The sequence below is a fragment of the Gemmatimonadaceae bacterium genome, assembly GCA_019752115.1.
GTDB lineage: Bacteria > Gemmatimonadota > Gemmatimonadetes > Gemmatimonadales > Gemmatimonadaceae > Gemmatimonas.
In genome coordinates this window covers 122,292-136,610 of the sequence record JAIEMN010000032.1, presented here as the reverse complement: position 1 = coordinate 136,610, position 14,319 = coordinate 122,292, and the positions used below count along the sequence as shown (strand labels likewise).

Here is a 14,319-nt window from a genome sequence, read left to right as displayed (position 1 = left end):
GAGGGTCAGGGAAACGGGGCGGGCGCAGCGGCTCACGTGCGTACCCGGTAGAGCAGCACGAGCGCGAATACGCCCACCACGACATTGGGCATCCATGCCGCGTAATCTGGCGGCATCAGCCCTTTTCCGCCGATGGCCTTGGTCAGCTGGATGAGGACCAGGAAGAGCACGGTGGTCGCCAGACTCACCGCGATACCGTAGGCGGCGCCGCCACGCTGCGAGCTGGTCGCCAGCGGCGCGCCAAAGAGCGCAATGATGAGGCAGGTCACCGGGATGGCCAGCTTGAGCATCCGCTCGACCTTGAGCTGGTTCACATCGGCGCCCGAGCGCTCGAGGGTGCGGATGTAGCGGCTGAGCTCGACGAACCGCATTTCGGCCGGCTCACGCTCGCTCGCCCGGAGGTCCTGCGGGGATTCGTGGAAATTGCGGTCGCGCAAGGAGTCGAAGCTGAAGGAAAAGTCCGTCGTCGGGCTCGGGGTCACGTGCATGACCCCCTTCTTCAACGTCCAACCGCGCGCATCGTGCCACTCGGCCGTGGCGGCCGCGACCAGCGTGCCCGGCTGTTTGGTGGAGGCCCGCTGCTCGATCTCCAGATTCTCGATGAGCTTGGGCTTGAGCTGCAGCGTGTAGATGCGGTAGACCCGCCCCCGGTCGCTGGCAAAGGCGAAGTTGTACCGGTCGCTGTCGCGGGCGCTGTTCTTCCCTTCGATCAGCTTGAGGCGAATGGCGTTGGCCGGCGGCGAGATTTCGGCAAAGACCAGATCGAGGCTCAGTGCCAGCATCGCCATCACCAGAATCGGGGCGATGAACCGGTAGAAGCTGATCCCCGATGCCTTGGCGGCGGTGATCTCGGAATAGCGGGTAAAGGTGCCGATGGAGAAGACCGTCGCGAACAGCACCGCGGCCGGCAGCACCATGAAGAGCGTATCGGGGATCCAGTACAGGTAGCTCAGCGCCACATCCCGCACGGGCAGTTTGCGCTCGGTGTACTTGCGCAGGTTGTCGACCAGGTCGATGACGAAGACCAGGACGGGGAACCCGAGGATCGTGATGCCGAAGATGCGGGTGAACTCGCCGGCGATGTAGCGGTCGAGTGGCGTGATCAGGCGACGGCTCACGCGCGCGCCCCGGCCTTCGCCTCACGACGCAGCCGGCGCGAGGTGCGCCAGTCGTCGAAGCGGTCCTTGAGACCGCCGCCACGCGAGGTGTCGGTCGTGTTCTCGAGTCCCCAGAGCAGCAGTACGCCCGCCACCGTGAAGACGATGTTCGCGATCCACATGGCGAACCACGCCGGGAGCATGCCCTTGTCGGCGAGCGATTCGCCACCCATCAGGCAGACGTAATAGAGACCGAAGACGCCGATGCTCACGCCGATGGTCACGCCCACGCCGCCGCGCGGGAAGCGCAGCGCGATCGGCGGGCCAAAGAGCACGAACACCAGGCAGGCAAAGCTCAGCGCGAACTTCTTGTGAATCTCCACCGCGAGATTGTCGAGCCCCTCGCGCGACGCGAGCAGTTGCACCCGCGAGCCGGCGATCGCGCCCGTGAGCATCGCGATCGTATCCACCGGCTGCGGCTTGGGCATCGCCTTCTGCATGGAGTCCACGCGGATGGAGTCGATGCGCCGAATGGAGTCCTGCCGCACCGAATCGGGGTTCATCGCAATGGCATTGGCGCGCGCCATGGCGATCGAGTCGGCCTTGGTCATGCCGGGGATGCTGCTCATCCCCTGAATCGGCGGCGGCGCCGGCGCCGACGCCGGGGGCTGCGGCTTGGCACTGTCGGGCTTCGCCTTGGCGGTGTCGGCCTTGGGCTTGCTCGTGTCCGGCTTGGCGGGCGGCTGCGCCCCCACCTTGGCGGGGAGCAGCAGCTTTTCCGCCCGGCTCAGGAACTGCTCACAGTACAACACCGCGAGCGGATCGGCTTCGGGGCGATCGCGCGGGGCGGTGACCGCCTGCCCCTTCCTGGCGAGGCGGAAGGCGTAGTCGACGTACTCGCGGCGGATGCGATGAAACTCCGCCGCGTCGCCCCGATAGCGCGCGTGCATCTCGCACACGCTCATCTCGCGGTCGCCCTTGTAGCCGTCGGTCTTCGTGGTCTGAAAACCCTGCGCAATGCCGCCGACCTTCACCGTCTGCGTGATGAAGTACGTGCGCTGCAGGCGACGCACGTCGCCGCGCGTGAACTCCTGCACGTAGCCATTGTACAGCTGCATCTGCAGGTCCTGCCCATTGCTCGCCACCGAGAAGACGCCGCTGTCGGCATAGATCGTCTTGCGCTCGGTGCCCTTCCGCAGGTCGTAGATGGTGACATCCCACATGCGGTTGGTGGCGGCGTCGGTGCGGGCGACGCGCATGAAGAACTGCTCGCTCAGCGGATTGAGCACCTGATCCTTGAGCGCGAGCGTCGGCTTGGTGCGGCCGATGTCCCCTTGCAGGATGCGTAGCCGGTGGTTCGAGGCGGGGAGCACCTGGTCGTTGAACCACACCATGAACAGCGACAGCAGCAGCGCGCACCAGAGCACGGGCGCCATCAGACTGCGCACCTTCACGCCGCTGGCCTTGAGGGCGGTGATCTCATGCTCGGCGGCCATGCGCCCGAAGGCGTAGAGGGTGGCCATGAGCACCGCCATCGGCATCGTCATCGCGACCGTGAACGGCAGCGACAGCACGAAGAAGCGGCCGATGGCCCCCCAGGGGAGGCCCTTGCCGGCCAGGTTGGCCAGCTGGCGCGCGACGTACTGCAGCATGAGCAGGGACGTCATGGCCGACAGGCTGAAAATCAGCGGCCCGACGTGCTCGCGGATGACATAGCGGGTAAGGAGCTTCACGACGTAAATTCCCCGATGACTACCCGCATAATCAAGGGCGCACCGTAACGAGTTCTATCGGTTGCGCTCGCAGCTCGAGACCGTACCGCGGCGCCGGGGGCAGCCGCTGGTACCCCACGACCGGAGTTCGGTGCGCAGGCTGTGGTCCGGAGGGTCCAGGGGCAGGGTCGGGCCGGTGGTCCGGAGCGCTGCGGCGGTGGGTCTGGGGCTCCTCGTGGGGCTCGCCGCGGTCGCGCGTCCGCTGGCCGGTCAGGGTGGCCCCCCCCGGGATACCACCGCCCGCCGCGACACCACGACCCGGCGTGACTCGACCGCCCGGCCGGCCCCCCTCGTGCCGCTGGCCCCCACCAACCCGGCGGCCGCCAACGCGGCGGCCAACGCCGCCCGGGACCTGTTGGGCGACAATCTCGGGCTCCGGCTGAATGCCCGGCTCGAGTCCAAGATGGAGCGCCTCAAGAACGACCGGTGCACGGCGGCGCAGCGGACCATCCTGGGAAACAACTGCAACGGGCTCTGGAACCCGATCTTCGACGTCCAGTTCGACCTGAAGTCCAAAGGCACCGTTGGTGACCGGCTGGCCGTGGACGTCGACTACAACTCGCAGAACGAGTTCGACGCCAACAACACCATCGGGCTGCGCTACAACGGCAAACCCACCTCGTGGCTGCAGTCGCTGCAGGTCGGCAACGTCAGCTTCGTCACCCCGGCGTCGCGCTTCCTCACGGCCGGGATCCCGGCCGGCAACTACGGCGTACAGGCCGAGGGCAAATGGGGGCCGATGCGCTTCAGCGGTATCGTGGCCCAGCAGAAGGGGCTCGTCTCGCGCGACAATCTGTACACGATCGGCGGGCGCACCCAGCAGGCCGTGAACCGCGTCATCGAAGACATGCAGATCGAGCCGCGCCGCTTCTTCTTCACGATCGATCCGCGGCGGCTGGGGGGCTTCCCCAACATCGATATCCTGAACCGCGCCCGGCTGCGTCAGCTGGCGTCGACCCTTCCGGATTCGGTGCGCCCGGTCAAGCTCGTGGTCTACCGGCAGGACATCACCGGCGCCAACCAGAACCCGCGCGGGCCGCAGCTCAGTGTGCGCGGGGCCCGCAACAGCGCCCGCCAGACCTACGAGGTGCTGCGCGAAGGCGTGGACTACTACGTGGACCCCACGCTCCTCTGGATCGTGCTCGTGCAGCCGCTGATCGAGGGGCGCGAGCGCCTCGCCGTGGCCTACGAGGTCAACGTGGCCGGCACTCCCGGGCGCAACGAAAACACCGGCGGAACACCCGACTTCGAATTCACCGCGGCGCCGCAGTACGCCAACCTCCTCTGGGAGCCGGAACTGCAGCCGGCCAACGCCGCGTACTTCCTGCGCGAGATCAAGTCGGTCTATCGGCTGGGCGGCGCCGATCTGCGGCGCGAGTCGCTCGCGCTGCGCATCGTCACCGGCACCTCGGGCGATCAGGAAAAGCCGCTCGATCCGTCGCGCGGCGAGACCTATCTCCGCCTCTTCGGCGTGGCGCAGGCCACGAACCCCGCGCTGCTCGATGTGGAGAACCGCGTCTGGCCGCGGCCGAATGACCCCAACGTGCGTTCGATCTTCTCCGGACTCACGCAGGACGCGCTCATTCGCGACCAGTTCCTGATCTTCCCGTCGCTGCAGCCCTTCGCGCGCGCCGGTCTGGCGCAACCGTTCGCGAACCCGGCCAACGACACGCTGTACAGCTTCCCCAACGAGTACTTCAATACGGCGCAGCGGCCGCAGGCGATCTACCGCCTCATGCTGCACTACGAGACGGACATCGGCGCCGGCGACGCCACCGGGGATACCCGCACCATCACACTCCCCACCACGCAGATCCGCCGCTTCTCCGAACGCGTGGTGCTCGATGGGCGCGACCTCGTGCGCGATCGCGACTACACGATCGAGTACGACCTCGGCCTCATCACCTTCGCGCGCGCCGATACACTCTTTGCCACTGCGCGCCAGGTGAGCGTGCGCTACGAGGAGAATCCGCAGTTCCAGGTGACGACGCCCACCACGATCCTGGGCTTCAACTCCACCTTCCCGCTCGAGAACGGGCAGTTCGCGTTCACCGCCATCTCGCAGCGGCAGCGCTCGTCGCTCACGCGCCCGTCGCTGGGTCTCGAGCCGATGGGCTCGCTCGTCGCCGGGGTCACCGGCAACCTGCACTGGGACGCCACGGCCATCAGCAAGGCACTCGAGCGCCTGCCGCTGCGCCCGTCCACCACGCCATCGCGCATTGGCCTTCGCGGCGAGTTTGCGGTGAGCAAGCCGCAGCCCAACGCCGCCGGTCAGGCCTATCTCGAAAGCTTCGAAGGCGCCGCCAACACGCCCATCAGCCTCGCCGAGTCCAACTGGTACTTCGCTTCGCGGCCGGCGCTCGGCAGCACCTTCGCGGGGCAGGGGAGCAGCACCCTCGCGCTCAATCGCGCGGCCACGCTCGCCTACCAGAACTTTGGGGTGAGCACCACCGGCGGCATCGCGCGCTTCACCCAGGCGCAGATCGATCCCTCGGTGCGATTGGTCGGCAGCGGGGCCGACGCCGCGGCCGAACTGCTCTGGCTCACGCTTTATCCGCTCAAGACGGGCGGCATTTTCGATCAGGCACCGGGCAGTGCGCAGCGGCGCTTTGCGTGGACCATCGGCGACCGGAGCCAGGTCGGCCTCACTCCGTCGGGGCGCCGCTGGCGTTCGATTCGCCGAGTGCTGAGCCCCAGCGGGCAGGATCTGTCGGCGGTGGAGAACGTCGAGTTCTTCGTACTCGTGCACAGCGAGCAGGCCAAGCTGCGCCGCAATCCCACGCTGGTGTTCGACTTCGGTGAGGTGTCGGAGAACAGCGTGACCTTCGCCCCCGAAACGCTCACGGTGACGGGGAGCAGCGGCGCGCGCCCCGACAGCACCTATCGCGGCAAGCGGCTGGTCGGCTTCGATCGCCTCGATACCGAACGCGACCCGCTCACGCGCAGCTTCAACGCCATCAAGAATGACGTTGGCCTCGCCGGCGACGTGGCCGACACGCTGGTGGTGGTAGACCGTACCGGTGCCACGCCGGTCACCACGATCAGGAACGGTGTGCCCCTCTGCACGCAGGCCGTCGCCGCCATTCAGGCCCTGGGCGACAGCCGCGTGAACTGCACCGTGCGCAACAACCGCATGGACGAAGAGGATATCGACCTCGACGGGCAGCTCAATCTCAACGCCGCGAGTGTCGAGCAGGAAGCGATCAAGCGGTTCACGGTGGACCTGAGCGACAAGCGCACCTGGACGCGCATCGGTGGCTGCATTCAGCAGCGTGATTCGACGAGTACGGGCGTGACGGCCGACTCGCTCTGCTGGGTACAGGTACGCCTCAACTGGCGGGCCCCGACCGAGGTGCTCAACGCGCCCAACGAACGCCGCATGCGCGCCTTGCGCGTGACGATGGTGTCCAACGCGCTCACCGCCGATGACGACTTCGTGCGCATCGCCATCGCCAACCTCCGCCTCCCGGGCGCGCCCTGGCTCAAGCGCAGCGCCGAGCCGCTGAGCGGCATGGCGGGCGACTCGAGCGGCACCGTGGGCGGCTACGTCATCGCCGGAGTCGTCGGTACGACCGACTCCACGGCCACGCTCCCCTACGCCTCGCCGCCGGGCGTGGTGGATGCGCCCGAAACGCGTCTCACCGGCTACGAGGTGGCACGCACGCAGGTCAACGAACGCGCGCTGCGCCTGCAGGCCGGCTTGCCGGGGCGGCAGTTCCGCACCTTCGATCGCGCCGAGGCGTTCTTCCGCTTCCGCAGCGGGACGCAGACGTTCATGGGCTATCGCACGCTGCGCCTCTGGATGCGCGGCCGCGGCAACGGCTGGGGGCCCAACGGAGAGCTCAACGGCTACATCAAGATCGGCCGCGACGAGAACAACTTCTACATGTACCGCACGCCGGTGAACACCGGCGAAAGTCAGAGCGCCTGGCTCCCCGAGGTGCGCGTGGATCTCACGCGCTTCCAGCTGCTGCGCGCGCAGCTGGAAAACGCCTTCCTGCAAGGGAGCAAGGACTCCATTGCCTGCACCGGTGCCGATCTCGAACTCGTGAAGCGCAGCGGCAAACCGCGCGGTGTGAACGTGCGCCGCTACGCGGTCTGTCAGGACGGCTACATCGTGTACAGCGCCGATCCGGCGGTGACCCCGCCCAATCTCGCGGGCGTGCAGGAGCTCGCGGTGGGCATCGTGCGCGTGGACTCCGTGCCGCGGGGCGGCGGCGGGCTACTCGCCAGCGACACGCTCGAACTGTGGGTCAACGACATCCGGCTCGGCGATGTCGTGGACGATATCGGCATGGCCGGCGAGATCGGGCTCAATGTGAACGCCGGTGACTACGCCGACGTGCGCGTGTCCATGAGCCGGCGCGACCCGAATTTCCGACAGCTGGGCGAAACGCCCACGTTCCTGACCACGAGCGGCGTGTCGGTGGGGACCACGCTGCATCTCGAACGGTTCCTGCCGGCGAACCTCGGCTTCGCCATGCCCTTCAGTATCGATTACAGCGGCACCGGGATCGATCAGCTGTTCGTCAACCGCACCGACGTCCGCGCCAGCGGCATTCAGGGGCTCCGGCGACCGAGTGACAAGCGCACCTCCTACAGCTTTTCGCTGCGGCGTGCGACGCCCCTCGCGAACGGTTGGTACGCGCCGCTCGTCAACGCGCTCAATGTGAGTGGCAGCTGGTCCAACATGGGCTCGCAGAGCGCCTTCCAGGAAGCCAATGCGAGTGCCTACAACCTGGGCGGTGGGCTCGCGCTCGAAAGCGACGAACGCACCCACCCCATGCCGGGTGTCATTACCGCGCTCACCAACGTGTTGCCCAGCCGCTGGCGCAATTCGGCGGCGGTGAAGGCGTGGCGTGAACAGAAGGTACGCTGGTCGCCCACGCAATTCCGCCTCAACAGCGCGGTGGCGCGCAATGCCATCACCACCACGAGCTTTGTGAAAGCCGCCGCGGCGCTCAACGACACGGGTCAGGTGGTCAGTGGCCTCAACAACCTCTGGTCGAATACGGCGGCGCTGGAGTTCCGCCCCATTCCGTCCATTGGCGCGTCGGTGAATGCGCGGCAGTTGCTCGACCTGCGCGATTACCGCGACGCCTTCAGCAATCCGCTTACCCCCTTCGATAGCGTCAACCGGGGCATCATCGCCGAGGGTGAGCGGCTGCGGCTCTTTGGCCGCGATGCGGGGCTCGAGCGCGAACGCTCCCTGAGTTCGTCGCTGCTCTTCCAGCCCCAGCTCCGCGGCTGGTGGCGGCCGCGCGCCGACTTCACCAGCACCTTCGGCCTCACCAAGGACCCGAACGCCCTCGTCCTGCTCCGCGCCGATGACACCACCGGCACCTTCCGCCTGCCGCGCCGGCTGGGCGCCGCACAGACCCTCGGCGTGGGCTCGGCGTTCGATGTGGGCCAGCTGCTCGTCGGCCTCGTCGGGGCCGCGCGCAGCCGCTGGCTCTCCCCCATCGATGTGCAGTGGCAGCAGAGCCTCACGTCGAACTACGACAACACGTCGTTCATTCCGGGGTGGGGCTATCAGTTCGGCATGGCCGGCATCAGCACCTTCCGTGGGCTCGACCGTCGCCTGGCCACCTCCGCCGGCCGCCTGCAGCGCACCACGGTGGCCACCGAACTGCGGCTGCCGTTGTCGTTCACGTTGCGGGCACGCGCTGAGCAGGGGACGTCGGAGGCATGGACCCAGCGTTCGGTAGATGGCACGCAGGCGCTGATCACCGGCACGCAGGTGGTCCGCCCAGACCTCAACCTCGCCTGGAACTGGCAGCCGGCGCGCTGGAAGGCCCTTATCAGCAGCGTGATCCTGGGCGGGGGCTATACGTATCGCGAGCAGATCGCGAGTCTGCCCAACGACAACGGGCTCGGCACGGATCTCAACCGCACCCTGTCGTTTTCGCAGCCGCTCTCGGCGTCCATCACCTGGTCAGGGATGGGGAACCTGCGCACCACGGGGCGGCTCACCCGCCAGCACCGCGAAGACCAGCGCCCCGGGGCGCTCATTACGGGCGACAGCCGTCAGGTCGGGTTCAGCGTCGAGCGATCGCTGCCGCTGCCAACGACGTGGAACACCCGCACCGGGCGGATGCAAACCGCGCTGTCGTATCAGAGCGAAACCGCCCGCTCCGAGATCGTGGGCGCCAGCCGCCTCCTCGGGCTCATCCGCGCCGACCGGCCGGCGGTGCTCACCGACAACGGGCGCCGGGCGATCAACCTGAACGCGAGCACCGATCTGAGCGAACTGCTGACGTTCAACCTCACCGGCAGCCATGTGGTGTCGTTCGATCGCACGATCAACCGGCAGTTCTCGAATCTGGTGTTCAGCGCGGTGCTGCAGATGAAGTTCTTTGCGGGGGAGTTGCGGTAGCGCAGACGCGTCGCGGGACTGCGTCGTTCGAGCACCGCCTGCGTTATTTGGGTTACCGCGAGGGCCGCTGGGGTGTGCATTGTCGCGGCATGGCGACCTCCTCCGAAAAGCAGGCCCTTGGCTTCCTGGTGCTCATCGCGCTGATCGGCGCGGGGGTTCAGGCTGTGGGGGTGTCGCGCTTCGAGCGGCAGGCGGTGGCGGCCGGGGGGCTGGCTGGCGGAGACGCGGGGGCGGCGGCGTTGAGCCGCCAGCTGGCGGCGGTGGATTCGGCGAGGGCGGCGTCGCCGAGGGGGCGGTCGCGGGGGCGGCGGGTGGCCAATCGGAGCGCCGACTCGTCATTCGCCGGCCCCTCTTCCAGTAAGCGGAAGTCGCGGGGCCCCGCTCAGGAGCCGCCTCCTATTGATGTGAATACGGCCACCGCGGCCGAACTGGAGCGATTACCGAGAGTCGGACCGGCACTCGCGCAGCGCATGGTGGCGTGGCGGGAACGCCATGGCCCGTTCGGGGGGCCGGAGGACCTCCGTCACGTGCGTGGCATCGGCCCTTCCACCGTTCGCCTGCTCCTGCCTCTCGTGACGTTTTCCTCACGGCACAGTCCCTTACTCAGTGAGGGCCCTCCATCCATTGCGCCTTTCCTTGATGACGTCGTCTGACGGAACTCCTTATCCATGGCTGCACCCGCTAGTCCGCTGACTGGACGCGCTACCGAAAAACTTGGCGAACTGCTGGTTCGCGAAGGGCTTCTGACGCGTGAGAACCTGACCCGTGCGCTCGCCGAACAGGCGCAGTCGCCGGGGCAGCGTTTGGGGTTGACCGTCGTCAAGATGGGATTGGTCTCCGAAACGGACGTCGTGCGCATGCTCGCGCGGCAGTACCGCATGCCGGCCGTGGACCTGTCGAAGTTCGAAGTCGACACGCGTCTCCTGAAGCTCATCCCCGCCGAATTGGCGTCGAAGCACACGGTTCTGCCGCTCAAGCGTGACGGTCGCCAGCTCACCGTGGCCATCGCCGATCCGAACGCGATGGCGGTGGTCGACGACCTCAAGTTCATCACGCGCTACGACATCGTCCCCGTGCTGGCGGGCGAGTACTCGATGCGCGCGGCGATCGAAAAGCATTACGAGTCGAATGAAATCCACATGCAGTCGCTGCTGCAGGACATCGCAGCGGAAGACGACGATGTGGAAGTCCTCGAGAACCAGGAAGACAGCGCCGATGCCAGCGTGCTCGCGGCGCAGGTCGATGACGCGCCCGTCGTCAAGCTGATCAACGCCATCCTGGTGGACGCCGTGAACAAGGGCGCCTCGGACATTCACTTCGAGTGCTTCGAGCACGAGCTCCGCGTGCGATACCGCGTGGACGGTGCGCTGCAGGAGGTGATGAAGCCGCCCATGAAGATGCGCGCGGCGCTCATTTCCCGTTTCAAGATCATGGCGTCGCTCAACATCGCCGAGCGTCGCGTGCCGCAGGACGGGCGCATCAAGCTGAAGGTTGGCCGCAAGGTGGTCGACTTCCGCGTGAGCACGCTGCCCACGCTGTTCGGCGAGAAGGTCGTGCTCCGAATCCTCGACAAGGGCAATCTGACGCTCGAGCTCGAGAAGTTCGGCATCGAGCCGCGCGCCGAGCGGGAGCTCATGGAGGCGATCTCGAACCCGTACGGCATGGTGCTCGTCACCGGCCCGACGGGCTCGGGGAAGACCACCACGCTCTATTCGGCGCTCTCCAAGATCAATACCGGCGACACGAACATCATGACCGCCGAAGATCCCGTCGAGTACAATCTGTATGGGATCAATCAGGTGCTGGTGCGCAGCGAAATCGGCATGACCTTCGCGGCGGCGCTCAAGGCGTTCCTGCGGCAGGACCCGAACGTCATCATGGTCGGTGAGATCCGCGACCTGGAGACGGGCGGTATTGCCATCAAGGCCGCGCTCACCGGCCACATGGTCATGAGCACGCTGCACACGAACTCCGCGCCCGAGACCATCACGCGCTTGCTGGACATGGGGCTCGAGCCGTTCAACGTGGCGTCGGCGCTCAACCTCATTCTGGCGCAACGCCTCGTGCGCCGGATCTGCCCGAAGTGCAAGGTGAAGTACGAGCCGAGTGAGGCGGAGTTTGCGGGCGCCAAGGTGAAGCCCACGAGCACGCTGCGGGAGCTGCGTTTCACGCAGGAGGCGATCGACAACGCCAAGGCCAAGGCGACGCCGGAAGCCGTGCCGTTCCTCGAGAAGCTGTCGCTCGATACCACCTTCGGGGAGCTCCCCTATTTCCGCGGCTACGGCTGCGATGCCTGTGGCGGGACCGGTCTCAAGGGCCGGCAGGGTCTCTATGAGGTCATGTTCATGACTCAGAGCCTGAAGAAGCTGGTGATGCAGAACGCGGACGTGCAGGTGCTGCGCAACGCCGCCATCGAAGAGGGGATGCTGACCCTCCGCATGGACGGCTGGCTGAAGGTCCTGAAGGGGGTCACGACCCTCGATCAGGTCATCCGTGAAACGTCGAATTAAGAAACTGTGACGGTGGCGTTTCCCATGCGCCACCGGTTCGTCCAGCGCGCGGGGGGCTCATTCCCCGCCATTTCCGCTCTGCCCACGCAATGACGCCTCCAGCCCCATCCCCCGTCTCGCTCCGCACCCTCCTCGATGAAATGATCGAGCGGGAGGCGTCCGACTTGCACATCACGGCCGGTGAGCGGCCGAAATTGCGCGTGGACGGCGATGTGGTGAACTCGACCGTGGACCATCTCCTGACGCCGCGCGACACCCTGCAGTTGGCGTACTCGGTCCTCACGGAGAACCAGAAGAAGCGCTTCGAGATGGAGGACGAGCTCGATTTCTCGTTCGGCATCGCGAACCTGAGCCGTTTCCGCGGCAATGTGTTCAAGCAACGCGGCTGCGTGAGCATGGTGATCCGAAGCATCCCCTTCACGATCAAGACGTTCGAGGAGCTGCAGGTCCCGGCGGTGATCAAGGGGTTCGCCGAGCGCCCGCGTGGCCTCGTGCTCGTGACCGGCCCGACCGGCTCCGGCAAGAGCACGACGCTGGCGGCGATGATCGACAAGATCAACACCGAGCGGCGCGCGCACATCATCACGGTGGAAGACCCGATCGAATTCATCCACCGGCACCGCAACTGCATCATCAACCAGCGCGAAGTCGGCTCCGACACCAAGAGCTTTGCGTCGGCGCTCAAGTACGCGTTGCGTGAAGATCCGGATGTGATCCTGGTGGGCGAAATGCGCGACCTGGAGACCATCCAGGCCGCGCTCACGATTGCCGAAACCGGTCACCTCGTGCTGGCCACGCTGCACACGAACAGCGCCGCCGAGGCGATCAACCGCATCATCGACGTCTTCCCGAGCCATCAGCAGAGCCAGGTGCGGGCGCAGTTGGCGTTCGTGCTTGAGGGGATCGTGACGCAGGTGCTGCTCCCCAAGATGTCGGGGCGCGGCCGCGCAATGGCCGCCGAGGTGCTGGTGGTGACGCCGGCGATCCGGGCGCTCATTCGCGACGACAAGGTGCATCAGATCTACTCGCTGATGCAGTCGGGCAAGAAGTTCGGCATGCAGACGCTGAACGACGCGTTGTACCAGCTGTACGTGTCGCGCCAGGTGAGCGCGGACGAGTGCGTCCGGTGCGCGGGCGATCCGAACGAGTTCCTGCGGATGATCGGCAAGTCGCCGACCGACGACGGGGCTCCGGTGACGCCGATCGGAAACCGTGCCACCGATCGCCCGCTGGCTGGGGCGGGCGGCCGACGCTGAGTATCGCAATCCCCCAGGAGATCGGTAATGCCTACGTTTGCCTATACGGCCCGGACCACCAGCGGTGACCTGAAGCAGTCGACGATCGACGCGCCCAGTCGCGACGACGCCGTGGCCCAGCTGCGCCGGCAGCGCCTGACGATCGTCAAGGTCGACGAGGCGAAGTCCACGCCCAAGAAGAAGATGGGCGGCTCGGTCAGCATGCGCGACATCGTCATTTTCACGCGGCAGTTCTCGACGATGATCAACGCCGGCCTGCCGCTCGTGCAGGCGCTCGACATCCTGGCCAAGCAGACCGAAAACAAGACGCTCGCGAGTGTGGTGCGTGAGGTCGTGTTCGACGTCGAGTCGGGTCACACGGTGGCCGACGCGATGCGCAAGCATCCCAAGGCATTTTCCGACCTGTACACGAACATGGTCGCGGCCGGTGAGGCGGGCGGTATCCTCGATACCATCCTGAATCGCCTCGCGATCTTCATGGAAAAGAACGATGCCCTCGTCCGCAAGGTGAAGGGCGCGATGATCTACCCCACCGTGATCATGTGCGTGGCCGCGTTGTGCGTGGTCATCCTGCTGTGGAAGGTCATACCCGTCTTCGCCAGCATGTTCCAGAGTGTCGGCCAGGAGCTTCCGCTCCCCACGCAGGTGGTCATCGGGCTGTCGCACTTCGTGAACGGCTACTGGTGGGCGATCATCGCCGGTGGCGCCGGGGCGGCATTCGCGGTGAAGCAGTACTACGGCACGTCGCAGGGGCAGCTGGTCATCGACCGCTTCCTGCTCAAGGTGCCGGTGCTGGGTGATGTGCTCCGCAAGTCGGCGGTCTCACGCTTCACGCGCACGCTCGGCACGCTCATTTCGTCGGGTGTGAGCATCCTCGACGGCCTCGAGATCACGGCCCGTACGTCGGGCAACCGCGTGGTGCAGGACGCCGTCATGAGCTCGCGCGCCAGCATTGCCGGTGGTGACACGATCGCCGGCCCGCTCCAGAAGAGCGAAGTCTTCCCGCCCATGGTGATCAGCATGATCGCCGTCGGTGAGCAGACCGGTGGTCTGGACGAAATGCTCACCAAGATCGCCGACTTCTACGATGACGAAGTGGACGCCGCCGTGAGCGCGCTCCTCTCGCTGCTCGAACCGGTCATGATCGTATTCCTCGGCGTGGTCGTAGGCGGCATGATCGTGGCGATGTACCTGCCGATCTTCGACATGGTGAATGCGGTGAAGTAGCGCCGCGGTGTGGTGTGGCGGAGCAGGCGCTTTGGAGCGTCTTGGCGCCACATAAACGGAGGAAAAGGCGCACGGTAAAGT

Annotated in this window: 7 protein-coding genes; 5 read left to right on the top strand and 2 right to left on the bottom strand. The window is 66.5% G+C overall.

Annotated elements, in window-relative coordinates:
- Positions 1–32: 32 nt before the first annotated feature.
- Together K2R93_16100 and K2R93_16095 are read right to left on the bottom strand one after the other, a co-directional pair.
- Positions 33–1,118, bottom strand: coding sequence for an LptF/LptG family permease (locus tag K2R93_16100; GenBank protein ID MBY0491367.1), 1,086 nt, complete (start codon positions 1,116–1,118; stop codon positions 33–35).
- A complete protein-coding gene (locus K2R93_16095; protein ID MBY0491366.1) occupies positions 1,115–2,830 on the bottom strand; it encodes an LptF/LptG family permease in 1,716 nt (571 codons plus the stop codon). The genes K2R93_16100 and K2R93_16095 overlap by 4 nt, the downstream gene beginning before the upstream one ends.
- A gap of 175 nt (positions 2,831–3,005) precedes the next feature.
- On the opposite strand from K2R93_16095, the gene sprA reads away from it, so the two are divergent.
- From sprA to K2R93_16070, 5 genes are all read left to right on the top strand, one after another.
- Complete coding sequence (sprA, locus tag K2R93_16090; GenBank protein ID MBY0491365.1) at positions 3,006–9,245, top strand: cell surface protein SprA; 6,240 nt, start codon at positions 3,006–3,008, stop codon at positions 9,243–9,245.
- Between the two features lie 89 nt (positions 9,246–9,334).
- Positions 9,335–9,898: a helix-hairpin-helix domain-containing protein gene (locus K2R93_16085; GenBank protein MBY0491364.1), complete on the top strand. Its 564-nt coding sequence runs from the start codon at positions 9,335–9,337 to the stop codon at positions 9,896–9,898.
- A 15-nt stretch (positions 9,899–9,913) separates the two neighbouring features.
- The gene (tadA, locus tag K2R93_16080; GenBank protein MBY0491363.1) at positions 9,914–11,755 is read left to right on the top strand and encodes a Flp pilus assembly complex ATPase component TadA; all 1,842 of its coding nucleotides are present in this window, start codon (positions 9,914–9,916) and stop codon (positions 11,753–11,755) included.
- Between the two features lie 89 nt (positions 11,756–11,844).
- A complete protein-coding gene (locus K2R93_16075) occupies positions 11,845–13,011 on the top strand; it encodes a type IV pilus twitching motility protein PilT (protein ID MBY0491362.1) in 1,167 nt (388 codons plus the stop codon).
- A gap of 27 nt (positions 13,012–13,038) precedes the next feature.
- Complete coding sequence (locus tag K2R93_16070; GenBank protein ID MBY0491361.1) at positions 13,039–14,238, top strand: type II secretion system F family protein; 1,200 nt, start codon at positions 13,039–13,041, stop codon at positions 14,236–14,238.
- Positions 14,239–14,319: the final 81 nt, after the last annotated feature.